Origin of the sequence: Bacillus sp. DE0042 (assembly GCF_007680225.1) — a bacterium.
Taxonomy (GTDB): Bacteria; Bacillota; Bacilli; order Bacillales; family Bacillaceae_G; genus Bacillus_A; species Bacillus_A wiedmannii.
Genome location: NZ_VEJP01000006.1, coordinates 257,940 through 281,113, shown reverse-complemented (window position 1 = coordinate 281,113; position 23,174 = coordinate 257,940). Strand labels below are relative to the sequence as shown.

The window sequence follows — 23,174 nt, the reverse complement described above, 5'->3', positions numbered from 1 at the left end:
CATTGTAAAAATTTTTATGTACTGTATCCTCCTCACTTCCCTCTACTTGTGATGAGTTCTCTGTCTACATAAAAAGAGAATAGTAAAAGATTTTTAGTCTTGTCATCTATACATGTATAAATACAAATAACAATAGGAACTTACATTTTCTTCATATATGACCATCTATAGGTAGTTTTTCCAACTGAATTTTACACGCTTTCTACACTGTTTGATAGCCTTTTCAATCGGAATAATGTTACAATTCCGCGAATATAATCTATTAATTGTAACGTTTGAATTTTAATATATTTATATTATTTCTAAATAGAGTTTAAACTGTATAAACAGTAATTTCATCCTACATTTAATTTTCCTAATATAATTTTATCATTCATATAAAAAAGCACTGGCAAACGCCAATGCTTTTTCTTTATCTCTTTTGATTCGGTTTATGCGGTTCATTTGGAGTGTGTGGTTTATTATTATCATGACCATTTGTTGTTTTCCAACTTACCGATAACTCCGGACTTGTTTTTTCTTCACTACGCTCAAGTAATACAACCGCATTTTGAATTGTTGGTGTGCCTTTATGCGCAATTCCTTGTAATTTCGTTAAATTCCCTGATACTTTAAAGCTAAACCCACCAGCTGGTGTTTGTTTCGGAATTAAGATGCGGAACTTTTCTCCTACATTGAATTCCGTTTTTGCTTCGCCCTTTTCATTTACAAATTTCGCGCCTTCTGGTGCACCTGTTGCTTGCACTTTATACGTTCCGCTTTTCGCATTTGTTTCTACTGTATATAAACCTGTTTCAAAGAAATCATTTTTCAACACTGCTTGTTGCTCTTCTGACGGCACGACACTCATCGTAATTTCTTGTAATTCTTCACTAGCGCTTGCCTTTGCAACGATATCTTTCGTTACCTTTTCTACATTTTTATTTCGAAAATCTAAATCATTAATATCGATTTGTTTTAATGCATTCCATACTGCAAGCTGCGTTGCATAATGCGCTTCTCTCCAATCAGAAACACCTAATTCTTGTGGGCTCTTTTGTGGATATCCATTTAATAGTACACGATACACATTAATATCCACTTTCCCCATTTCCGGTAAATCTTGACCGCTTGGAGATTTCAAATCTACATTTAAGCAAAAGGCAATTTTACCATCTGCCGTTTTAATAAGCTCTGTTCGAATTGGTTTCTTCTTTGACTTACTATAACTCCAATCCATTTCATACTTTGTATGATCCATAACTTCCGCGAATGCTTGTTGAAGTGGAAATAATAAGTTCGCAAATACAAATAAAACACTCAAAAAAGCGGCCATTAGCTTGAAAGATCTTTTTATATTCATGTTTACAACCCCTTATGAAATAACAAATTTTCTTCTGTTTATTATTTAGTTAGAAACTTTTTTTATGCATAAACAAAACAAAAAAGAGTGCAAACTGTTTGCACTCTTTCTCTCCACTATAAGTTTAGAAATCAAAGTTATCAGGATCTGGACCAACACGATGATTTTCATTTAACGCATCGATTTTCTCCATATCTTCTTTCGTTAATTCAAAGTTAAACACATCAGCGTTTGCAATGATACGGTGTTCTTTCGTTGATTTCGGAATTGTGATTACTCCATTTTGAAGATCCCAACGTAAAATAACTTGAGCTGTCGTTTTACCGTGTTTCTCAGCAATTGCTTGTAATGTTTCGTTATCTAATAATTGACCTTGCATTAATGGTGACCATGCTTCCATTTGGATACCTTGTTCTTTACAGAAAGCTTGTAATTCTTTTTGTGTCAAACGAGGGTGGTATTCTACTTGGTTAATCATTGGCTTGATTTCCGCATCTTTCATTACATCTTGTAAGTGATGAACTTGGAAGTTACTTACGCCAATTGCACGTACGCGTTCTTCTTTATAAAGTGTTTCTAATGCTCTCCACGTATCTTTGTATTTCCCTTCTACAGGCCAATGAACAAGATATAAATCTAAATAATCTAGCTCTAATTTTTTTAAGCTCTCTTCATATGCAGCAAATGTCGTTTCATATCCTTGATCTGCATTCCACACTTTTGAAGTAATAAATAAATCTTCTCGAGAAATCCCTGCTTCTTTTATACCAGCGCGAATTCCTTCTCCTACAGCTTTCTCGTTTCCATAAATCGCAGCTGTATCGATACTGCGGTATCCTGCTTTAATCGCCGATTTTACTGCTTCTACAAGTTCTGGTCCATCTTCTACTTTAAATACACCTAAACCGAACCAAGGCATTTCTACAGCGTTATGCAATGTTGTTGTACTTTGTAAATTTTTCATTATATTTTCTCTCCCTTATTTCACTTGATCTCTTTTTTCTAATGTCATACTCCACGCTGTTAAAATAACAGCACCTACTACCATAATGCCTCCTACCCAGGCCGTATGAATTAACCCTAACGAGTTCGTTACAATACCGCCCAAGTAAGCACCAAGAGCAATTCCTGCGTTAAATGCTGCAATGTTAATCGCTGATGCAACATCAACAGCACTTGGAACAAATCTCTCAGCCAAGATAACGACATACACTTGTAGCCCTGGAACATTCATAAACGCAAATAGTCCCATAAAAATAATTGTGATGAGTCCAGCGACTTTAAATGGTGCTGTAAATGTTAAAACAAATAATACAATCGCTTGAATAAAGAACATGTAAAATAATGCTCGAATCGGATTATGATTTGATAATTTTCCGCCAACCATATTCCCAATCGCAATTGCAATTCCGTACACTAACAAAATAATTGTAACGGTACTTGATTTAAATCCTGTTACTTCTTGTAATAGCGGAGATAAATACGTAAATGTTACGAATGTCCCCCCGTACCCTAATGCAGTAATAGTAAATACAAGTAATAGTCTTCCATTCGTAATCAGTTTGAATTGATCACGAAATGATACGGATGTACCTTTTTTCAAGTTAGACGGAATCAGCATACTGTTAGCGATTAAGGCAACGATTCCAATTGCCACAATTACCATAAACGATGCTCTCCAACCAAATTGTTGACCGATAAATGTTCCAATCGGTACACCTGTAATGGTCGCAACAGTTAAACCAGTAAACATAAATGCAATTGCACTTGCACGTTTATTCTCTGGTACAAGCGCAGCCGCAATTGTGGATCCTATCGACATAAAAACACCATGCGCAAACGCAGATACAACCCTCGCGATAAGTAACACAGTAAAACTTGTTGCCACTGCCGCAATTCCATTACCAATAATGAAAATAATCATAATCCACATTAATAACGTCTTTCGCGACATACTAGCTGTTAACGACGTTAATACTGGGGCACCAAACGCTACTCCTAATGCATATAAAGAAACGGTTAAACCCGCTGTTGTAACAGAAACATGTAAATCCTCTGAAATAGATGGTAATAAACCGACACTAATAAATTCGGTTGTACCAATTCCAAACGCACTAATTGCTAGTGCTAATAAAGCAAACATACTTCTTCGATTCGTCTGTACTGCCGAAGAAGATACTGTATATGAATTCAATTGAACTCCTCCTTAATGCGAGAAATCCAATCATAATAGTATGATAAAAAGGCCTTTTTATCTTCTACAAACATAACTTTACTGCTGATATATGCTATTATGAATGGCTTCACTCTTTTTTTGAAGAACGCACTTTAAAGTACGATAGGTACCAAAAAGTAACATAGGCACTTTTTAGTACCGTACTACTCATTTCCCTCTTACATATGCTATTATGGAACATATTCAACACGATAAAAAGTACGTACTTTAAAGTGCTATAGGTACTTTTTAGTAACATTTAAATTATTTAGCTTCTTTTGTTAGAGAACTGAAATCTATATTCATCAAAGGAGATTTTTTATATGAAGAAATATAATATTCCCGTTGAAGCGACTTTAGAGGTTATCGGCGGAAAATGGAAAGTCGTTATTCTTTGCCACTTAACGAAAGGTACAAAGAGAACGAGTGAATTAAAACGTCTCATGCCTGGTATTACACAAAAGATGTTAACACAGCAATTACGCGAATTAGAAGAAGACGGAGTTATTCAAAGAAAGGTATACAATCAAGTACCACCGAAAGTAGAATATTCTCTTACAGACTACGGTTGGTCTTTAGAATCCATTCTTGATTCTCTTTGTACTTGGGGCGAATGCCACCTTGAAAAAAGCGGTAACACATCGATGCTAATTACAGAAGGTGAACAATAAAAAAAGGAAAAAATGAACATAAATTTGTCCATTTTTTCCTTTTTTTATTTATATATACGTACATTTCCTACCTTATCAAAATAATTTATGCGCTTTCACGCCTTGTCAGTACTACGTTATACGCTTAATATCAAATAATTAAGAATCATTTTTATGTTAACATAGGTGTATATAGTATATAATATAGGATATATATTATATACACTTTCCGATAAAGGAACTTTCCATTATGCGGACAAGCCATGTATCGGACAGTTCATAAATAATAGGTAGGACATTATGGTTTTGGATTTATGATTTCAGCTTACTTGCTGGCATAAATTTAAAGGCATTTTATTGTGCTTTGTGAAACTTTGTATAAAGTTTCGCAAACGTTTACTATCTTACCTATAAAAAATAAGAGTATTGCTATCGTAAAGGAGAATTGGAGATGCCAGAAACTATGACTCAAACAAAGCCAGAACAAGAAACTGTACAAATTTCTGCTAGCCAAGGACAACTTGATGTACTTGATCAGTTGTTAAAACCTGAGGTACAAGAATCATTAACAACACTAGTAGAACAGCTCCCAAAATTAACTGAGCTTGTTAATATTTTAACTAAGTCTTATGACTTCGCTCAAACTGTTGCTACTGATGAAGTATTAAAAAGCGACACTGTTAGTGCAATCACAGAGCTTGTAGAACCTGTAAAAGATACAGTGAAAGGCATGGCTGCAACTGCTATCGAAGCGAAAGATCGTGCTGACGAAAGCAACGAAGTTATCGGCCTGTTCGGTCTATTAAAATTACTAAAAGACCCACAAGCACAAAAAATGTTCCGCTTTGTGAACGCATACCTTCAAATTAGTGCAGAACGTAACAATAAATAATTTAACTTATAACAACAATTAGTAAAGACGGGGGATATCATACTATGTCAAAACAAATTGTCATCTTAGGCGCTGGTTATGGCGGTCTTCTTGCCGCTTTAAACGTACGTAAATATTACAGCAAATCAGAAGCACAAGTTACAGTGATTAACCAATACCCAACACACCAAATCATCACTGAACTACACCGCCTTGCAGCTGGTAACGTTGCTGAGCAAGCAATTGCAATGCCACTTACAAAGCTTTTCAAAGGTAAAGACATCGATCTTAAAATCGCAACAGTTGAGTCATTCTCAGTTGATAGCAAAGAAATTAAACTAGCTGGTGGCACTACTTTATCTTACGATGCACTTGTAGTTGCTTTAGGAAGTAAAACTGCTTACTTCGGTATTCCAGGACTAGAAGAAAACAGCATGGTATTAAAATCTGCTGCTGATGCAAACAAAATCTACAAACACGTTGAAGACCGTATTCGTGAATACGCGAAAACGAAAAACGAAGCTGATGCTACAATCGTAATCGGCGGTGGCGGATTAACTGGCGTTGAGCTAGTTGGTGAGCTTGCTGACATTATGCCTAAACTTGCAAAAAGCCACGGCGTAAATCCAAAAGAAGTTAAACTTCTTCTTGTTGAAGCAGGTCCAAAAATCCTTCCAGTATTACCAGACCACTTAATCGAACGTGCAACTACTAGCCTAGAAGCACGCGGTGTTACATTCTTAACAGGTCTTCCTGTAACAAACGTTGCTGGCAATGAAATCGACTTAAAAGACGGTCAAAAACTTGTTGCTAGCACATTCGTTTGGACAGGCGGCGTACAAGGTAACCCATTAATCGGTGAATCAGGTCTTGAAGTAAACCGTGGCCGTGCAACAGTTGATGCATACCTACAATCTACTTCTCACAAAGACGTATTCGTTGCTGGAGACAGCGCTGTTGTCTTCTCTCCAGACGGTCGTCCATACCCACCAACTGCACAAATCGCTTGGCAAATGGGTGAGTTAATTGGATACAACTTATACGCAGCACTAGAAGGCAAAGCTTTCGAAGAGTTCGCACCTATTAACTCTGGAACACTTGCTAGTCTAGGACGTAAAGATGCTGTTGCTACAATTGGAGCAAGTAATACTCCACTTAAAGGCTTACCAGCATCATTAATGAAAGAAGCAAGTAACGTTCGTTACTTATCACACATTAAAGGTCTATTCAGCTTAGCTTACTAATCTGAATATAAGCCCGAATCATGCCCGACATGGTTCGGGCTATTTTTATCCGTAATATTCTCTACTTACTTATATTCGGCAAAGAATTACTATAACCCTTTTTAATTATCTAAATATACTGACTTTTTCGCATCGAAATTTTGTATATGAAAAGAGTGAAAGCATCTTTCTTACTTCCACCCTTCCACAAAAATTATTATCCCAATTTCACTAAGCTGTAGTTCTTCTTCCCTTTACGAATAATAATAAATCGTCCATCAAATGAATTTTCTACAGTAACATCTGTACCCACATCCATTACTTTTTCACCATTCATAGAAATAGCTCCATTATTAATATCTTCACGTGCTTGTCGTCTAGATGGTTCAATCCCTAAATCAACTAGCCATTCTACGATGTTTTTCGTCTCTTTTGCAGACTGGAATGTTGGCATCTCTTTAAAGCCTTGTTCAATTTCATCGGCTGTTAACGATTTAATATCTCCGCTAAATAACGCTGCTGTAATTTTCACAGCTTGCAGGAATGCCTCTTCTCCATGAACGAATTTCGTCATTTCTTCCGCTAATACTTTTTGCGCTTCACGTTTATGAGGCTCTGTTTCTACCTTCGTTGCCAATTCATCGATGCGCTCTTTCGTTAAGAACGTAAAGTATTTCAAGTATTTCACTACATCACGGTCATCTGTATTCACCCAGAACTGGTAAAATTCAAATGGTGTTGTTTTTTCAGGATCAAGCCAAACTGCACCACCTGCTGATTTACCGAACTTCGTACCATCTGATTTCAGTAATAACGGAATCGTTAATCCAAATACTTTCGCTTCGTGCCCTTCTAACTTACGAATTAAATCTAAACCACTCGTAATATTTCCCCATTGGTCACTACCACCAATTTGCAGTTGAACATCTTCTTTCGTGTATAAATGATGGAAGTCCATCGCTTGCAAAATTTGGTACGTAAATTCTGTGAAAGAAATTCCTGTATCTAAACGACTTGCTACAATGTCCTTCGCTAACATGCTATTAATGCTAAAGTTTTTCCCGTAATCACGTAAAAACTCGATAATGCTTATTTCATGTGTCCAGTCGTAGTTATTTACCATCTTCACTTCGCTATTTCCACCAAAATCAAATAGCTTTTTCATTTGCGCTGTTAACGCATCCACATTATGCTGAACTACTTCTAACGTTTGAAGTTGACGTTCTGATTGACGTCCGCTCGGATCACCAATTGTTCCTGTTGCCCCACCAATTAAAATAACTGGATGATGGCCAGCTAACTGGAATCTCTTCATCATCATAAACGGAATCAAATGTCCAATATGCATACTATCACCAGTCGGATCAACTCCGCAGTATAGTGAAATCTTTTTCTCTTCTACTAGCTTACGTAAACCTTCTTCATCAGTCTGTTGATTCACAGCGCCGCGCCATTCTAATTCATCAATAATATTCATCTTTTGTCATCCCCTCTATTTTTTTGAAAACAAAAAGTCCCTATGTCTATGACATAGGGACGATTATTCACCGTGTTACCACCCAGTTTGTATAAATAGCATAGCTACTCATACCACTCTTAGCAATAATATCGATTGCCAATCCGCTTAGCATTACCTAAGATACTCCAGAGTGTAATTCGCAAGTTTGTTTGTGCTAGGTTCCAGCAACCCCTAGCTCTCTCGTTAACAGTGACAAACTGCTACTGGGCTCTTTCAACGTATATTATTTGTTAAATTATTAGCCATTATATTGAATTGAAAACAACTTGTCAACAATACCCAAATGTTATTTTAAAATAATTCACATTTTCATACGTATTTCGTTACTCTTTATCTTCTCCAATAATCCTTACTTCTCGCTCTAACTTCACGCCAAAGTTCTCTTCAACAGTCTTTTGTACAAAGTGAATTAAATCAATGTAATCTTGTGCTGTTCCGTTATCAACATTCACCATAAATCCAGCGTGTTTTAAAGAAACTTCCACTCCGCCAATTCGCTTACCTTGTAGGCCCGATTCTTGAATCAATTTACCAGCAAAGTTATTTGGTGGGCGCTTAAATACACTACCACATGAAGGGTATTCTAGAGGCTGTTTTGATTCACGTTTAAACGTTAAATCATCCATTTTTTCTTTAATTTCTTCACGTACACCTTCTTGAAGCTCAAATCTCGCTTCAAGAATAATGTAATGATTGTTTGCAAATACACTCTTACGATATCCAAATTCAAATGCTTCTTTCGTTAAAGTACGTAGCTCTCCATCACCTGTCATTACGACAGCTTCTGTTAATACAAACGATACTTCACCGCCGTAAGCACCAGCATTCATATATAACGCTCCACCAACTGAACCTGGAATACCACAAGCAAACTCAAGACCCGTTAAATTATGATCTAATGCAATACGTGATACATCAATAATTGCTGCACCACACTGTGCTACAATCGTTGTTCCTGTTACAGTCACACCTGTAATGTGAATTAAACTTACTATAATCCCGCGAATTCCACCATCTTTAATAATGACATTCGATCCATTTCCTAAAAACGTAACTGGAATATTATATTCGTTAGCATATTTGATAACTTCTTGAATTTCATCATAATTTGTCGGCGCAACGAACACATCTGCTTTTCCACCAACTTTAATATGTGTATGATTCTTTAACATTTCATCTTGTTTCACATGACCTTCAGGCAATACCGTACTTAAATATTCATAAACCTCTTGCATATTCATTTTACGATTCCTCTATTTCTATATTCTTTTTATCCCGTTATACGGGCCCATAATATCCCCACATACATGAACGAACCTAAAGTGGTGGATACAGTGTACCCAAAATCAATTCGAGACACCTATAAACCTCTTAATTTATAAGAGGTGCCACTCATATTAAAATATATATTGCATAATAAAGCAACCAAAATGGGCTACTAAACTTGACATGTCATCAGAAAGACAACAATTTGTAAAATATATTACTTTTTCAAAACACTATCCTTCAGTATCTTACTATACCATACGAAAATAAAGTGGTATTTTTTTGTAATCTTTACTTTATTTTCATCAATAAAAAAGATGCTTTTACATAGGTAAAAGCATCTTTTTTATTACTTATTATAATTTACTTTTCGTTCTCTTCTTTTTCCTTATCAAACCATAATAGCTCATCGTCATCAACTTCACCATTATAATTGATTAGAATCTCTTCTCCCGCTTTTATATCTTTGTAAGCAAAGAAGTTAAACGTATGATTCTCGAAGACAATATCATACGTTGCATTCGGATTATATGCATGATTAAATAACATGCCGTATCCTAAAAGGAATGCCGTATGATTTACCCCATACTCAAATGCGTAGTCAGCAAGTAACGTTTTCTCAATGTGTTCATGCTGTTCATTCGGATAAGAGATAACTGGTGCTGAGTGAATCAACTCACCCTTTTTAATATCACGAGTTGCAAATACCCCTCTATTAAATTCTCCATCACTAAGTTCAGAAGTCTTAACTTCGATCATATGCGTCACCTATATAATTCTTTCTTTGAAGTATTTTATTCCGCTATTTGCGGGGTTCAACTAATAATCAGTAGCGTATAGCCCCACTAATTAAAGTCTCAGTTTATCTCCTTAAGCTTGGCAGAAAACGCGCAGAAAAGCAATTAAATTACTATCAAGTATTCATTTAAATGAAAAAAGAGCACACACGGTGTGCCCTTTTTAAGAGATATTACTTTTCTAAAATATTTTCTAGCAACTTCACTTGCTCGCTAACAGTATGTAACGTCTTCACCGATATATCATTTCGATGTTTTTCTTCTTCCACACTTGCTAACACTTCTTCCGTAGCCGCAGAAGTTTGCTGAATTACATTAGAAGCATGTGTAACATCCTTTACGATATTCGTCGTTTTAATCTGCAAGTTTTCTTGATGACCAACAATCTCTCTCATTACATCATTAATTGCATCAATAAACTTCCCTAAATCCGTTACATTTGTTAAAACACTTGCTAGCATTTCATTACATTCTTCTTGTACTTTTTCTGATTTCTCTACCTGCACTTCTACTTTACTTGCTTGATTACTAAACTCCTTCAAAATACCTTGAATTCTCCCCGCAGAACGATTCGATTCTTCGGCAAGCTTTAATACTTCATTCGCTACAATAGCAAATCCTTTTCCATGCTCGCCTGCTCTTGCCGCTTCTATATTTGCATTTAAAGCTAGCAAACTCGTCTGACTTGAGATATTCGTTATTACATCTACAATTTCATTAATTTGCTTCGACTGCATCATTAAATCTCTAAATATAATTCCTGATTGTGAAACAACATCATTTAAACTTCTCATATTCGCTTCAAAATTTCGTAAAGTATGTACACTACCCTTTGAAATCTCTAAACTTTCATCAACACGAGTCGATGCATTTCTTACTTGCGAAATGATTTGTTCAATATTCCCCTCCATATCATTCAATACTTCTACCGAACGATGCATCATCTCTGATTGTGATTGAGTACCAACTGCCACCTCTTCAAAAGCAAAATTAATTTCACTCATCGACTCCATCGATGTATTCATATTTTGTCTTAAATGATTGAAATTACTATCTAGTTTCACAACAGTTTCCTCAATAAGTCTTTGAGTCTCTTCTAGCTCCTGAGCTTTCCTCATCACCTCTTGCTTCTCATCACTTAAACGAGCTAGCAGATTAGAGCCAATCTTCGTTACGCCCCACATAGCGATCGTTACGATTGCTAACAAGCTTGCGAAGTTTGCAGCTTCAGATGCCGCTGTATAAGCAAAAAATTGCTTCGGCCAATAACTACAAAGAATAAATGTGCTAACAACCGCCACTCCGCCGAGAATGATAACGAGACGTTCACTTAAATAAATAAGTGAAACTGCTAGCGTAAAGTAGACCATTTGAAATACAGCCGGACTTTCATTAAAAGCTTGTACCATAATGAAAGACATAATAAGCAACATAAATGTCATGATATATTTATACATCGCTTCCATGCTTTCTATAAAAGTAAGAAGCGTTCCAAATACAACAACTGAAATACCACAAACCCAAAACGCTATTGCTCTCTCTGTAAAAATATATCCGTAATACCCAATCGCGATTATTCCAAGAAAGAAACTACAAATCGTAATGAACAGCAATAAATGATTTTTCTGTGATTCTTTCTCAAGGTTAGAAAAACAAGTTCTCTTTAACCACTCCATATATGAAGCCCCACCTTCTACTTATACATATCGATTACTTCAGCTTAAATACCGCACTTACTGGGTTATGATCGCTATTTTCAAACTTTAAATCTTTCCCTTGTACATTTACAATTTCCACATTCGGTGAAACGATAAAACCATCAATAATCGTGACGAAGTTTTCACCCTCCACATATTTCTTCACATCATCTCTCACCGTCATAACAGACGGATCTACAGCCCACTTAAAGCCACCATCAGTAAAGTCCTTTGGTAACTCTACTAACCACTCTGGGCGCTCTTTCACAAACTTCGGATCACTTAACTGAGCGTTCGAAAGTAATTGATTCCAATCTCCGCCCATTATTACGTAATCACCATTTTCATAATGCTTGTTCATATATTCTTTTAAAAACTCTACTTGCTGTTTTCTAATTTTCCCGCCTTCATCATACGCAGACAAATGTAAATTTACGAGTCTCACAAACTTCCCATTATTAACAGGTATTTTATGCTCAACAATCGCTCGATCTAAATCAAACAAACGCTTTGGCCAAGGCTCCATTCCAGGAAGTTGGAACCTCTGCGCTGTTTGGACTGTATATTTAGAAAACGTACTTAGTCCAGCCTCCGCATATCCCATTGGACTTGTAATTGGTACAGGGACCCATTTTGTATCATAGTTCTTTCCGAACGACGAAGCATAATCAGGTAATCCTTTTTTCAAAAATTCATGTCCATTTACATCAAAAGATCGCAGTGATTTTATATCAACCTCTTGTAATAAGGTAAAATCACTATTCTCATTTTGTAAAAACGAAAGCATATTCTTTAAATTCGTTTCCGTTTGCTCTTTACTACTTGAACCAGATCTCTTTCCACCATCCATAAAGAAGTCTTGATCCTTATCTAATCCAGCATAGCCAATATTAAATGTTGTAACTTTAAATTCATTTCCAAGTGCTAACACGCGTTCCTTATTATTCTCCACCTTCAAACTTATAACATTAGCCGGCTGTTCTTTTGTAAGTGTCATATACGCTAAAAAACCACCTACAACTCCCAATCCTACTAAAATACATATAAGTACTATTTTTAATAATTTTTTCAAACGAACGACTCCTTTTCTAAAACTACCAATTTTACTTTTCTTTATTTTCAGTTAACTAAAAACAGATGACAGACATAAGAAACATTTTATCACATCAAAAACCTTATATCACTATATTTAGTTTATAAACAGAAGTTCCCTATCTTAAAGCATCACATACATACAAAACAGCTCCACTTCTTCACTGGAAATTCTACGCAATTTTTAGTACACTATATGTAATAATTATAGGCGATGGAGTTCGCCATAACTGCTGCTTAGCTAATGACTCCTACCAGTATAACTACTGGTAGGAGTCTATTTTTTTGAGCAAGCTATTTAAAGAGGTGAAGAAATTGATTTATATTATCGTTGGCATAGCCGGTATATTAGGAGCCCTCTCTCGTTATTATTTAGGTCTTACTATTCATACTTCATGGCATCATTCATTTCCATTAGCTACGTTACTTATTAACTTAGCCGGCTGCTTCTTATTAGCGTGGCTAACTACGTATATCGCTCGAAGAAATATCTTGCCTTCAGAAATTATCACAGGCGTTGGAACTGGATTCATCGGTTCCTTTACGACGTTTTCGACATTTAGTGTAGAAACTGTGCAATTAATCAATCATTCTGAATGGAGTACGGCTTTCTTATATGTATCATGCAGCATACTTGGTGGACTCATTATGTCTGGTCTTGGCTATACATTAGGTGATTTCTTACTTAAGAAACATCTTACGAAAGGTGATCACTTATGATGGAAGCTTTATTAGTGGCAACTGGAGGTTTCTTCGGTGCTATTACACGATTTGCAATTAGCAATTGGTTTAAAAAAAGAAATAAAACTTCCTTTCCAATTGCTACATTTCTCATTAATATAACAGGGGCGTTTTTACTCGGATATATAATTGGCAATGGCGTCACTACAGGTTGGCAATTATTATTAGGTACTGGATTTATGGGTGCCTTCACGACATTTTCAACATTTAAACTAGAGTCCATTCAGCTCTTCAATCGTAAAAACTTTTGCATACTATTTCTATATTTAAGTGCTACTTATATAATCGGTATCCTTTTTGCATTCCTTGGAATGAAGCTAGGCGGAATATAAAAAAAGAAAGCGACTCTTATCAGTCGCTTTCTTTCATAAGAAGTATGTCCCGCCATATGGAATGGAGAATAAACCCGCTGGATGCACATCGTAATGTACAATTTGCATCGGAGGCTGTGAGTACGACATATACTGCCCTTGCATCATTTGTGCAAAATATGCTTGCTGCTGCATTTGAATCGCTTGATTCACAGCATGAATTGTCCCCTGTGCTCCTGCCAGTGTAATAGCTGCTCCCACTTGTCTACCACTATAAAAATAATGATTCATCATGATTCAGCTCACTTATTATTTTTCTTCCATATAGTATGTTTCTATTTCATGGTGAGTGTTTTGTTCCGATTAATGAATCCCTCACTACTTAAACTTCATTTTATCTATTACTTTTTTTCAGCTTTGAAGTAATAAATCCAAATAGTAATACACCAATACCACTCAAGAACAATACATAACTTATCGGTACTAAGAAAAAGAAAGGTTCTTCAAGGAATCCATTCGCTCCCACTTTACTGTTTGAAGCATGTATAGCTAAAGAAATGATCGCTAAAATCATGAAAGAAATAGCTACTACGTATTTATTTATCATTTCACATTCTCCTCTATTCATATAATTACCCTTAGATTATTAACATCATATTACCTAAAACAAAATCATTCGTCAATAATTATTTATTGTTTTACAATAAATAATTATTGATTATTATAAATAGAAAAAGGTTTATGAAGCACCTTAAATTGCCTCACAAACCTTTTCAAACATAAATATTTACACTTCAAACCTCTTGCTTACTACAACATAAATCGCACACAATAGCACGAATATCCCAGCATAAATTAACAAAATTTCTACACTAAACATATCAGCCAATGGACCAAATATTATCATTCCTAAAGGAAACGCGCATGAATTAGCGATTTGTACAAGACTAAACATTCGTCCGTGCATAGAAGGTTCTACTTTTTCCTGCAATAACACGGTAACCGGTGTATTGAAGCACGGCATTGTTATACCAATTAAAAAGTTAAATACTAAATACACAATAAATACCGGAGCAATCCCTAGTCCAATCATAAGCAGTCCATACAACGCACAAGCTAGCGCTGTTGTATGCATACGATTACGGAAACCACCCCATGCCGCAATCAATACGCCACCAGCTGCCGCCCCCGCACTAAAAGTCATCTCACTAGCAGTAAGTCTCCACATTTCTGCACCGAAAGAACGAGTTACCATTAAAGGTGTTAAAAAGGCGGCTGGACTTATTAAAATCATGACAATGATTAATAAAAAGAGTAGCCTTTTAATAAATACATTTTCTTTTAAGTAAGCAAAGCCTTCTTTTATACCTTGTAAATTAGATTTTTGCTTACTCTCTGTATTCACATGTCTCTCCACTTGAATGATAAACATAATACTAATTCCAATCATAGCCGTAATAACATCAATAAAAAATGTCGTTTCAATGCTAGCAATAGAAAGAATTGCAGCACTTGCTGCTGGAGAAAGAAACATAATTAAAGATGTAATACCGCTATTTATCCCATTTACTTTCATAAGATAATCTTTCGGAACGATTTGTGGGATTAACGCATTCACAGCTGGCGTTTGTACCCCTGTCCCAGCTGAACGAATGAGTAGTACTATAAAAAGTAACCAAATATTTTTATATCCTGTTAAAAATAAAACTGCTAAAACTAACGTAGCAATTGCTATACTCCCGTCCGATAACATAATCATCTTTTTACGGTCGTAACGATCAATCCAAACACCTGTAAATAAAGATATTGCAATTTGCGGTAGGAATCCGCAAACAGTTGAAATGGTCAACATTAACCCTGACGATGTTGTTAAGGTGATATACCATATAATCGCGTATTGCACGAGAGAGGAACCGAACAAAGAGATCGTTTGAGCGGTCAAAAATAAAATAATTTTCTTTTTCCGATTATTTCCACTCATATGTTTCACACCCCCTTAACTAATCCTGTCTCTATATTAAAAATACTATCTGCCCAATCAAGATAAAAACTTGCTTCGTGAGATACGAGTATAATGCTACCTTTAAACTGAATGAGTGCCTTTTGCAAAGCTCCCTTCGCTTCTGCATCTAAATGATTTGTCGGCTCATCTAAAATTAAGAAATTACAAGGTGATAATAATAATCCGCATAATTTAACCTTTGATTGTTCACCACCACTCAACGTACGAATTTCTTGTGAAACATGAGTATCTTTCACACCACATGCAGCTAAATGATGACGTACCTCCTTCACATTTAGTTTAGGAAACTGTTCCGAAATAATTTGAAGCGGCGTTAAATTATCGTTATTCCAATTTAAATCTTGCTCATAATATCCAATCTTTATTTGCTCTGAGAAGTGAAATTCTCCGGCAATACTAGAAATAGTTCCAACGATTGTTTTTAATAAAGTAGATTTCCCTACTCCGTTGAACCCTGTAATAACAAGTTTTTGCCCACCCATCACTGAAAAATTCAATTTTGGTAAGAGGGCAAAATCGTAACCAACTTCAAGATTATTTACTTCCAGAACTGTCTGAACCGAAATAGGAAGTTCCTGAAAATGAATAGACGGTTTATGAGTAACACTTGGTGGCGCAATTTTTTCCATACGTTGCAACTGCTTTCTACGTCCTTGTGCTATTTTTGAATTCACTCCAGCAATATTTCTACGAATATACTCTTCCGTTTTTTCAATTTTCTTTTGCTGTGCATAGTATTGGCGAATATAATCTTTTCGCAAATGCTCCTTTTGTCTTACAAAATCTGAGTATTTGCCGCAATACTTCTTCACCGTTCCAAACTCTACATCACATATGCAAGAAGTCACTTTTTCTAGAAAGTCAAAATCATGTGACACGACAATAAACGCCCCTTCAAAATTCACTAAATAATTAGCAAGCCATTCAACATGCCCTTTATCAAGAAAGTTTGTCGGTTCATCTAGTAATAAAATAGTAGGCTCTTCTAATAAAAGCTTTGCTAAAATTACCTTTGCCCGTTGTCCTCCGCTTAATTCATCAATAACACGATCCATCCCAATCGCATCAATACCTAAACCGGCTGCCACCTTATTTATTACGCTGTCTACTGAATAAAAATCACGAGCCTCAAGCTGTTCTTGTATTTCAGCTGCTTTCAATAGTTGATTCTCATCTCCAGTCATCGCACTTTCTTCATATAACTTATTCATTCTCTTTTCCATTTCAAACAAATCATAAAAGGCTCGCTTTACATATTGTGAAATGGTATAGCTCCCATCAATTTCTGCATATTGATCAAGATGTCCAATTTGAATATTAGGTTGCCACTTAATGCTCCCCTTATCAGAAATAATTTCCCCTACCAATATTTTCATTAATGTGCTTTTCCCTGCACCATTCTGTCCAACAATCCCCATATGTTCCCCTTTATACAAATCAAAAGAAGCATTTTCGTATAATACTTTATCTATAAAACTATGTGATAAACTTTCAACTTTAAGTAAACTCATTTTTATTCCTCTTTTCCTGAAATTAAAAAAGCAGAGAGATAGCGTCATTCGACACTAGCCCTCTGCTTCGTGGTTTTTCCCATACTACTCCAATTTACAGTAAAAGCTCATTGGAATAATATACACAAAGGGCCATAGACAAAGCATTGTCTATGGCCCCTTAATCTATTTTATACATCAGCTGAAAAACCATAACCAAATAAGCATAGATAAACTATACTTTTTTAGAAAAGTTATTCAGTCGATGAATATAGGGATTTATGCCCCTTGATTAAGCTCCGTACAACACTTCACCGTATACATTTGTGCGGAGCAAAGTTTTCTAATGAGTTTTACAAATTTTATATAAAGCATGTTCTGCACCTTCCTTAATACTTAAAAGGGATTTTAGCATACAGTTTTACGAAGCGTCAACATTACCTCCAAATCATTCAACTACTTATTTTTAAAATATTCCTTCTGGAACATACACATTCTTATCGCATTATGATAGTTACCATCAACGAAAAACTCGTCTAAAAGCTCGCCTTCCACTATAAATCCAACCTTTTTATACACATGGACTGCTTTCTCATTTTCTTTATCCACAACTAAATAAATCTTATGCATATTTAATACAGAAAAAGCGTAATCCATCGCTAAACGCGTCGCTTCTGCTGCGTAGCCATGCCCTTGATAATTAGGATCAATAATAATTTGGAATTCAGTTCTTCGGTGAATATAATCGATTTCCACTAATTCGACCAATCCAACCATCTCATTATTTTTCTCAACGATAAATCGGCGTTCACTTTGATCATGTATATGTTTATCGTATAAATCCTGCAGCTCCACAAATGCCTCATACGGCTCTTCAAACCAATACGACATAATATGGGCATTATTATTAAGTTCGTGTACAAACTTTAAATCTTCCCGTTCTAAAGGACGTAACTTCAATTCCTGACTCATTGTTATAACCTCCAAGTAAAAGAAACCTCTTCACTTAATTTCTCAATTTTTTTCAATTTCAAACGCCCTATTTACATTGTAAACTTTCAAGCAACTTGAAGGTCAAGACATAAAAAGTTAGTGCAAGCTACGCCTGCACTAACTGACCCTAACGACGAAAAACCTATTAAAGTTGCTAATGCCCCAATTCCACAAATCTTTTTTGCTCTTGAATTCCCCAAAAATTTGTTAAACATGAATCACATCACTCCTTTTTAGATTTCCTTATTACAAAAACATGATAAACTAATATAAAAATTTCATGTCGAAATTTACAACTTATTAACGAAAAAATGAAAAATAGCGCAAACTTATGTCTGCACTACTCTTTTCTCAAATCTCTCATATTCGATATGTATAAAGCAATAACTAAAACAAGAATGGATCCCGCATATAACAACGTCTCCATCGGTTCCTCATGAGATACAATAATTAATCGAATTAAAGCCGTAATTCCGATATAAATAAAATAACGTAACGGAAAATGATAATTCGACTTAAAATACTTAATAATCAATGCGATGAACTCGAAGTATAAGAAGTAGACGATAATACTTTCAACCAATTTATACGATGTATACTCCTTTTCCGAAAAGATATACTGCACAAATGTAATTGTCTCATTCACTAAGAAAATCGATAACACAATGGATAATATAATTAAAGCTATATTTAATATCCATTGCAAAACACTAGCTATAAGATGATCGATATTAAACGACTTCATTTTATCTTTAAACTCCCCTTCGTGTAAGTACGTATTTATTATAGCAAAATTATACTAGCAAAAGTGTTAAATCAAATATGATCGTCCTCTTTCACTATCACTTCACCATCCTGATATTTACGCTTAATATAGCCGTTTCCCCAATCTTTACTTTGTATCTTTTAGCTTTTTCACAATGAAACTATATGCGTCAAAATCGTTTCAAGACATTATTACCTGCACATACCTACACTTTATATAATAACGGTACAGTACAAACAACGTACTGTACAAATATATGTGGGGGGATTAACTATGAACGAAGCGTTACTATTAGTCGACATACAAAATGATTACTTTGAAGGCGGCAATATGGAATTGCATCAACCTGAAAAAGCCGCACAAAAAGCGAAAGAAGTCTTGAAAGTATTTCGTGAAAAACATAGAACAGTTATTCACGTACAACATATTGCGAACAATGAAGGAGCTACTTTCTTCTTACCTGAAACAGTAGGTGTTCAAATTCATGATGATGTACAGCCAATTGCTAACGAAAGAGTCATACAAAAACATCACCCTAACAGTTTTTTAAGAACCAATTTATTTGAAACATTAAAGAAAGAAAAAATAGATCAACTAGTCATTTGCGGTATGATGACTCATGTATGTATTGATGCAACAGTACGTGCTGCCAGTGATTTAGGATTTCAATGTGTTGTAATTGAAGATGCTTGTACAACAAGAGATTTAGAATTTCAAGGAAATCTGATCCCCGCAGTACACGCTCATCAATCGTTCATGAGTTCGTTAGAGTTTGGTGATATTTATGCGAAAATCATGTCGGCAAACTGTTTTATAAACAAGAGCAAATAAAGAATTACAGTTCCATATAAAAAAAGAAAGAATAAATCTCTTATTCTTTCTTTTTTTCGATTGTCTTAATGACAGTATTTATACGATAATCACCATAATGTAAAACATCTGCAAGAGTCTCTTCTAATTGCTGGTGCGAAGATGTGTGAAGAATCATGATATAACACCCATCGCCACTTATACGATACATTTCAGTAATTAAGTCCGTTTTTTCAAAAAAAGTTTGAATTTGATTATGATAATGTGGTGCATGCAGAAATAGTGTAACAAACGTCATAATAGACCCTTCTAACTTAGCCCTGTCGATATCTATCGTATATTTTTGAATGACACCCGCCTCTTCTAATTTATTAATTCGTTTCCCAACAGCCTGGCCAGTCAAATGTACTCTCTCTCCAATTTCCTTCCAGTTCATTCTAGCGTTTTCTTGTAGTAACTTTATAATTTTAAAATCTGTTGAATCAAACATGGACATCCCCTTCCTATAGGAATCACCTTCTATAAGATCATCATTTCCCCTACAATTCATCTTAAAAACTTTTACAATACACTCGATTAACTCTATTAAGAATTACATTACTGTTAACAGCTTTCCTTCTTCCTTTACTATGTATTTTTCGATTACTCGTAGGTATCAGAAAAAAATTGATAAGCGTTCGAAAGGGCCATCCAGTAAGCCAGCGATTGTTTTTTATAAATATGAAAATTTTTTAGGAATTAGTTTATCTTTTTTTAATGATTTATTTAGAGGGAGTTTATACTCGGGGATTAACATGATAAACGTAGTAACTAAGTTCGTTGCTCCCACCTGAATCTTTTCATATAACAAAAATTTAAAAGGACGAACTGCTACTATAATCGCAAACCGTACTAACTAAAATCATACAATAAGGAGACGATAAAAATGAATAAAAAAACAAAAGTACTATCATCCATACTGCTAGGATTCACATTAGCATTAACAGGTTACGCTGGCACGAAAGCTGAAGAAAATCATAGTAAACAAAAACAAGAACAAGCTGCGAAAGATACTAAAAAGGAAAATAAGTTAACTAAAGGGCAAAAAATGGCTAATATTCTTAGCGAGACAAATTGGCAAGGTACAAGAGTGTATGACAAAGATAAAAATGACTTAACGAAAGAAAATGTAAACTTCATTGGTCTTGCAAAATATGATGCGAAGTCAGGAAGATATGAATTTTTTGATGCTAAGACTGGTGCAAGCCGTGGCGATAAAGGAACTTTCTTTGTCACAAATGATGGGAAGAAAAGAATATTAATTTCAGAATCAATGAAGTATCAAGCTGTTGTTGACATGACAAAGCTAAATAAAAATGTATTTACCTATAAAAGAATGGGGAAAGATGCTAACGGTAAAGATGTAGAAGTTTTCGTTGAACATGTTCCATATAAAGAAAAAGAGCTTTCTTTCACGGATCCGGATAAGCAGCTAAACTCTACTACAGGTGATATCGTTAAAAACGTGGATGGAGGTAAAATTTTAGGCGGAACCCTTTGGCATGGAACAAAGGTATTAGATGAAGCCGGTAATGATGTAACGCAGTTTAATTCGAATTTTATAAGTCTAGCAAAATTTGATGACAAGTCTAATAAATACGAGTTCTTCAATAGCGAAACAGGTCAAAGCCGCGGTGATTATGGCTACTTCGATGTTGTACATGAAAATAAAATAAGAGCTCATGTTTCAATTGGAAATAATAAATATGGTGCGGCTCTTGAACTTACTGAACTGAATAATAAGAAATTTACGTATAAAAGAACTGGTAAAGACCAAGCGGGTAAAGACATAACTATATTCGTTGAACATGAGCCTTATAAAGGTGATATAAAACCATAATTTAGCTTTTAAAAACGTTTGATTACAAATCCTGTACTGAGCTGCAGGATTTTTTTAAAGAAAAATCATTTATGATTCCCTTGAAAAAAATTGTCTTATATCCCCCTCAACAATTCAGCACGATTATTGAATATAATATCTCTCATTTTTTTAACAGCTTTAAAAAGCCTTACTACACATAAATTGTAGTAAGGCTCCGACTATTTAAGATAAAAATTTTATTATCTCTATACAAATAAGGTTTAGCAAATAATGTTACTATAACCTCAAAAAAAGAAATCTTATTTTAACTTCCCTATTGATAGGTTAACACGGTAATTCCCATACTTTAATAGTCGTCCTAGAAAGTTATCCAATTCTTCATTAGAAGCAAAATGTGTTTTTAATAAATAACATCCCTCACCACTTATACGGTCTACTTCAGAAATCCCTTCTTCTTTTTGAAAGAAATTCATAAACTCTTGATGGTTAGCTGTTGTTACAAACAAAGTAACAAATGCAGTCACTACTTGTCCTAATTTGATTCGGTTTATTGCGATTGTATATTGTTCAATAATCCCTAAATCCTCTAATCTTCGAATTCGATTTCCTACAGCCTGCCCCGTCATATGTATTTTTTGACCAAGTTCTTTCCATTGTATTCTTGAGTTTTCTCCTAATAATTTCAGTATCTCAAAATCTGTTTGATCAATGATATAAACCAATCCTTTCATCGTGAAAGTAGAAAGCCAGAAAGTGTTTCGCCAACTTATTCTGCTTGTCGATACAATTCACTATACTTAGTTTATCCTCTTACATCACATTGTTTATCAGTTATATTTACTTATAACACAGAGGACGCAACAAAAAAATACATCTAGATTTAAAGGAGGTTACAAATATGTTATTACAAGAGATTTTATCGTTCAATGAACAATTTGTAGAAAATAAAGAATACGCTCCTCGTGAAGCGACAAAACTGCCTAAAAAACGTATGGTTGTTGTTTCTTGCATGGACGCTCGTTTAATTGAGCTACTTCCAAAAGCTTTAGATATACACGATGGTGATGCAAAAGTTATCAGAAATGCAGGTGGTAAAATTGCTTCTGCTTTCGATAGTGTTATGCAAAGTGTTGTCGCATCAGTATATGATCTAAATGCAGATGAAATCTTCCTTATCGGACACCAAAGATGTGGTGCGAGCCAAACTAATCCAAAAGGAACACTTCAAAAAATATTAGATCGTGGAGTAGCTTCACCAGAAATTTTATCAGCGATTGAATATGCTGGTGTTGACCTTGAAAAATGGTTATTTGGATTCGATGATGTCAACGGTTCAACTCAGGCTAATGTTGATTTAGTAAGAAATCATCCACTTATTCCAAAAGATGTTCCTGTACATGGTTTAGTTATTGATCCTCACACAGGTAAATTAGACTTAATAGTTGATGGATATAAAGCATTAAATGGTATGAAAAATTAATTATTACTTAAATGAAGGGAAGTTATT

24 protein-coding genes, 1 riboswitch and 1 other annotated feature are annotated in these 23,174 nt (G+C 35.0%); of the genes, 8 read left to right on the top strand and 16 right to left on the bottom strand.

Annotated elements, in window-relative coordinates:
- Window positions 1–412: 412 nt before the first annotated feature.
- From FS802_RS22070 to FS802_RS22060, 3 genes are all read right to left on the bottom strand, one after another.
- The gene (locus tag FS802_RS22070; RefSeq protein WP_144525481.1) at window positions 413–1,342 is read right to left on the bottom strand and encodes a thioester domain-containing protein; all 930 of its coding nucleotides are present in this window, start codon (window positions 1,340–1,342) and stop codon (window positions 413–415) included.
- A 124-nt stretch (window positions 1,343–1,466) separates the two neighbouring features.
- On the bottom strand, window positions 1,467–2,306 hold the full coding sequence (locus FS802_RS22065) for an aldo/keto reductase (protein WP_144525479.1): 840 nt from the start codon (window positions 2,304–2,306) through the stop codon (window positions 1,467–1,469).
- Between the two features lie 15 nt (window positions 2,307–2,321).
- Complete coding sequence (locus tag FS802_RS22060) at window positions 2,322–3,485, bottom strand: MFS transporter (RefSeq protein WP_176542134.1); 1,164 nt, start codon at window positions 3,483–3,485, stop codon at window positions 2,322–2,324.
- A 395-nt stretch (window positions 3,486–3,880) separates the two neighbouring features.
- Here FS802_RS22060 and FS802_RS22055 point away from each other — a divergent pair, with 395 nt between their 5' ends.
- From FS802_RS22055 to FS802_RS22045, 3 genes are all read left to right on the top strand, one after another.
- The gene (locus FS802_RS22055) at window positions 3,881–4,228 is read left to right on the top strand and encodes a winged helix-turn-helix transcriptional regulator (RefSeq protein ID WP_000760478.1); all 348 of its coding nucleotides are present in this window, start codon (window positions 3,881–3,883) and stop codon (window positions 4,226–4,228) included.
- Between the two features lie 430 nt (window positions 4,229–4,658).
- Window positions 4,659–5,099: a DUF1641 domain-containing protein gene (locus FS802_RS22050; protein WP_001115312.1), complete on the top strand. Its 441-nt coding sequence runs from the start codon at window positions 4,659–4,661 to the stop codon at window positions 5,097–5,099.
- 44 nt (window positions 5,100–5,143) lie between these two features.
- Window positions 5,144–6,322 (top strand): NAD(P)/FAD-dependent oxidoreductase, encoded by a 1,179-nt coding sequence (locus FS802_RS22045; protein ID WP_144525477.1) that lies wholly within the window; start codon window positions 5,144–5,146, stop codon window positions 6,320–6,322.
- Window positions 6,323–6,518: 196 nt separating this feature from the next.
- Here FS802_RS22045 and tyrS read toward each other — a convergent pair whose 3' ends face one another.
- The 5 genes from tyrS to FS802_RS22020 all read right to left on the bottom strand — a co-directional run bounded on the left by tyrS (window position 6,519) and on the right by FS802_RS22020 (window position 12,652).
- A complete protein-coding gene (tyrS, locus tag FS802_RS22040; protein WP_001021120.1) occupies window positions 6,519–7,778 on the bottom strand; it encodes a tyrosine--tRNA ligase in 1,260 nt (419 codons plus the stop codon).
- Between the two features lie 52 nt (window positions 7,779–7,830).
- Window positions 7,831–8,046 (bottom strand) — a binding site (T-box leader).
- A 97-nt stretch (window positions 8,047–8,143) separates the two neighbouring features.
- Window positions 8,144–9,061, bottom strand: a complete 918-nt coding sequence (gene murB / locus FS802_RS22035) for a UDP-N-acetylmuramate dehydrogenase (protein ID WP_144525475.1) — start codon at window positions 9,059–9,061, stop codon at window positions 8,144–8,146.
- Window positions 9,062–9,449: 388 nt separating this feature from the next.
- Window positions 9,450–9,845, bottom strand: a complete 396-nt coding sequence (locus tag FS802_RS22030) for an SET domain-containing protein (RefSeq protein WP_000573650.1) — start codon at window positions 9,843–9,845, stop codon at window positions 9,450–9,452.
- A gap of 211 nt (window positions 9,846–10,056) precedes the next feature.
- Window positions 10,057–11,559, bottom strand: a complete 1,503-nt coding sequence (locus FS802_RS22025) for a DUF4077 domain-containing protein (protein WP_078183283.1) — start codon at window positions 11,557–11,559, stop codon at window positions 10,057–10,059.
- A gap of 34 nt (window positions 11,560–11,593) precedes the next feature.
- A complete protein-coding gene (locus tag FS802_RS22020) occupies window positions 11,594–12,652 on the bottom strand; it encodes an endonuclease/exonuclease/phosphatase family protein (RefSeq protein ID WP_000734839.1) in 1,059 nt (352 codons plus the stop codon).
- A gap of 221 nt (window positions 12,653–12,873) precedes the next feature.
- Window positions 12,874–12,933, top strand: a riboswitch (Fluoride riboswitch).
- Between the two features lie 54 nt (window positions 12,934–12,987).
- On the opposite strand from FS802_RS22020, the gene crcB (FS802_RS22015) reads away from it, so the two are divergent.
- Entirely contained in the window at window positions 12,988–13,392 is a 405-nt protein-coding gene (gene crcB / locus FS802_RS22015) for a fluoride efflux transporter CrcB (RefSeq protein ID WP_176545795.1), read from the top strand.
- Window positions 13,389–13,745 (top strand): fluoride efflux transporter CrcB, encoded by a 357-nt coding sequence (crcB, locus tag FS802_RS22010; protein ID WP_064476233.1) that lies wholly within the window; start codon window positions 13,389–13,391, stop codon window positions 13,743–13,745. Before crcB (FS802_RS22015) ends, crcB (FS802_RS22010) begins: the two co-directional genes overlap by 4 nt.
- Window positions 13,746–13,778: 33 nt before the next feature.
- Here crcB (FS802_RS22010) and FS802_RS22005 read toward each other — a convergent pair whose 3' ends face one another.
- From FS802_RS22005 to psiE, 6 genes are all read right to left on the bottom strand, one after another.
- Window positions 13,779–14,018 carry a DUF3947 family protein gene (locus tag FS802_RS22005; protein ID WP_000980964.1) on the bottom strand — a complete coding sequence of 80 codons (240 nt, stop codon included), beginning with the start codon at window positions 14,016–14,018 and terminating at the stop codon, window positions 13,779–13,781.
- Window positions 14,019–14,118: 100 nt separating this feature from the next.
- Entirely contained in the window at window positions 14,119–14,352 is a 234-nt protein-coding gene (locus FS802_RS22000; protein ID WP_080349982.1) for a DUF3955 domain-containing protein, read from the bottom strand.
- Window positions 14,353–14,511: 159 nt separating this feature from the next.
- Window positions 14,512–15,705, bottom strand: coding sequence for an MFS transporter (locus FS802_RS21995; protein WP_144525473.1), 1,194 nt, complete (start codon window positions 15,703–15,705; stop codon window positions 14,512–14,514).
- Between the two features lie 5 nt (window positions 15,706–15,710).
- The gene (locus FS802_RS21990; protein WP_098653610.1) at window positions 15,711–17,258 is read right to left on the bottom strand and encodes an ABC-F family ATP-binding cassette domain-containing protein; all 1,548 of its coding nucleotides are present in this window, start codon (window positions 17,256–17,258) and stop codon (window positions 15,711–15,713) included.
- A 435-nt stretch (window positions 17,259–17,693) separates the two neighbouring features.
- Window positions 17,694–18,209, bottom strand: a complete 516-nt coding sequence (gene speG, locus FS802_RS21985; RefSeq protein ID WP_000076834.1) for a spermidine N1-acetyltransferase — start codon at window positions 18,207–18,209, stop codon at window positions 17,694–17,696.
- A gap of 361 nt (window positions 18,210–18,570) precedes the next feature.
- The gene (gene psiE, locus FS802_RS21980) at window positions 18,571–18,975 is read right to left on the bottom strand and encodes a phosphate-starvation-inducible protein PsiE (RefSeq protein ID WP_000834706.1); all 405 of its coding nucleotides are present in this window, start codon (window positions 18,973–18,975) and stop codon (window positions 18,571–18,573) included.
- Window positions 18,976–19,269: 294 nt separating this feature from the next.
- Between psiE and FS802_RS21975 the strand changes: the two genes are divergently transcribed.
- On the top strand, window positions 19,270–19,827 hold the full coding sequence (locus FS802_RS21975; RefSeq protein ID WP_144525471.1) for a cysteine hydrolase family protein: 558 nt from the start codon (window positions 19,270–19,272) through the stop codon (window positions 19,825–19,827).
- Window positions 19,828–19,867: 40 nt separating this feature from the next.
- Here FS802_RS21975 and FS802_RS21970 read toward each other — a convergent pair whose 3' ends face one another.
- Window positions 19,868–20,302 carry an Lrp/AsnC family transcriptional regulator gene (locus tag FS802_RS21970; RefSeq protein ID WP_144525469.1) on the bottom strand — a complete coding sequence of 145 codons (435 nt, stop codon included), beginning with the start codon at window positions 20,300–20,302 and terminating at the stop codon, window positions 19,868–19,870.
- A 429-nt stretch (window positions 20,303–20,731) separates the two neighbouring features.
- Here FS802_RS21970 and FS802_RS21965 point away from each other — a divergent pair, with 429 nt between their 5' ends.
- Complete coding sequence (locus tag FS802_RS21965) at window positions 20,732–21,685, top strand: DUF4822 domain-containing protein (protein WP_144525467.1); 954 nt, start codon at window positions 20,732–20,734, stop codon at window positions 21,683–21,685.
- Between the two features lie 281 nt (window positions 21,686–21,966).
- Here the strand turns inward: FS802_RS21965 and FS802_RS21960 are convergent, their stop codons facing one another.
- On the bottom strand, window positions 21,967–22,398 hold the full coding sequence (locus FS802_RS21960; protein ID WP_002016035.1) for an Lrp/AsnC family transcriptional regulator: 432 nt from the start codon (window positions 22,396–22,398) through the stop codon (window positions 21,967–21,969).
- Window positions 22,399–22,565: 167 nt separating this feature from the next.
- Here FS802_RS21960 and FS802_RS21955 point away from each other — a divergent pair, with 167 nt between their 5' ends.
- Window positions 22,566–23,147, top strand: a complete 582-nt coding sequence (locus FS802_RS21955) for a beta-class carbonic anhydrase (protein WP_002129867.1) — start codon at window positions 22,566–22,568, stop codon at window positions 23,145–23,147.
- The last annotated feature ends 27 nt before the right edge of the window (window positions 23,148–23,174 follow it).

Coding starts and splice junctions, on each gene's coding strand:
- FS802_RS22070 (WP_144525481.1), bottom strand. CDS start 1,342: ATGAATATAAAAAGATCTTTCAAGCTAATGGCCGCTTTTTTGAGTGTT.
- FS802_RS22065 (WP_144525479.1), bottom strand. CDS start 2,306: ATGAAAAATTTACAAAGTACAACAACATTGCATAACGCTGTAGAAATG.
- FS802_RS22060 (WP_176542134.1), bottom strand. CDS start 3,485: ATGTTTGCTTTATTAGCACTAGCAATTAGTGCGTTTGGAATTGGTACA.
- FS802_RS22055 (WP_000760478.1), top strand. CDS start 3,881: ATGAAGAAATATAATATTCCCGTTGAAGCGACTTTAGAGGTTATCGGC.
- FS802_RS22050 (WP_001115312.1), top strand. CDS start 4,659: ATGCCAGAAACTATGACTCAAACAAAGCCAGAACAAGAAACTGTACAA.
- FS802_RS22045 (WP_144525477.1), top strand. CDS start 5,144: ATGTCAAAACAAATTGTCATCTTAGGCGCTGGTTATGGCGGTCTTCTT.
- tyrS (WP_001021120.1), bottom strand. CDS start 7,778: ATGAATATTATTGATGAATTAGAATGGCGCGGCGCTGTGAATCAACAG.
- murB (WP_144525475.1), bottom strand. CDS start 9,061: ATGAATATGCAAGAGGTTTATGAATATTTAAGTACGGTATTGCCTGAA.
- FS802_RS22030 (WP_000573650.1), bottom strand. CDS start 9,845: ATGATCGAAGTTAAGACTTCTGAACTTAGTGATGGAGAATTTAATAGA.
- FS802_RS22025 (WP_078183283.1), bottom strand. CDS start 11,559: ATGGAGTGGTTAAAGAGAACTTGTTTTTCTAACCTTGAGAAAGAATCA.
- crcB (WP_064476233.1), top strand. CDS start 13,389: ATGATGGAAGCTTTATTAGTGGCAACTGGAGGTTTCTTCGGTGCTATT.
- FS802_RS22005 (WP_000980964.1), bottom strand. CDS start 14,018: ATGATGAATCATTATTTTTATAGTGGTAGACAAGTGGGAGCAGCTATT.
- FS802_RS22000 (WP_080349982.1), bottom strand. CDS start 14,352: ATGAATAGAGGAGAATGTGAAATGATAAATAAATACGTAGTAGCTATT.
- FS802_RS21995 (WP_144525473.1), bottom strand. CDS start 15,705: ATGAGTGGAAATAATCGGAAAAAGAAAATTATTTTATTTTTGACCGCT.
- FS802_RS21990 (WP_098653610.1), bottom strand. CDS start 17,258: ATGAGTTTACTTAAAGTTGAAAGTTTATCACATAGTTTTATAGATAAA.
- speG (WP_000076834.1), bottom strand. CDS start 18,209: ATGAGTCAGGAATTGAAGTTACGTCCTTTAGAACGGGAAGATTTAAAG.
- psiE (WP_000834706.1), bottom strand. CDS start 18,975: ATGAAGTCGTTTAATATCGATCATCTTATAGCTAGTGTTTTGCAATGG.
- FS802_RS21975 (WP_144525471.1), top strand. CDS start 19,270: ATGAACGAAGCGTTACTATTAGTCGACATACAAAATGATTACTTTGAA.
- FS802_RS21970 (WP_144525469.1), bottom strand. CDS start 20,302: ATGTCCATGTTTGATTCAACAGATTTTAAAATTATAAAGTTACTACAA.
- FS802_RS21965 (WP_144525467.1), top strand. CDS start 20,732: ATGAATAAAAAAACAAAAGTACTATCATCCATACTGCTAGGATTCACA.
- FS802_RS21960 (WP_002016035.1), bottom strand. CDS start 22,398: ATGAAAGGATTGGTTTATATCATTGATCAAACAGATTTTGAGATACTG.
- FS802_RS21955 (WP_002129867.1), top strand. CDS start 22,566: ATGTTATTACAAGAGATTTTATCGTTCAATGAACAATTTGTAGAAAAT.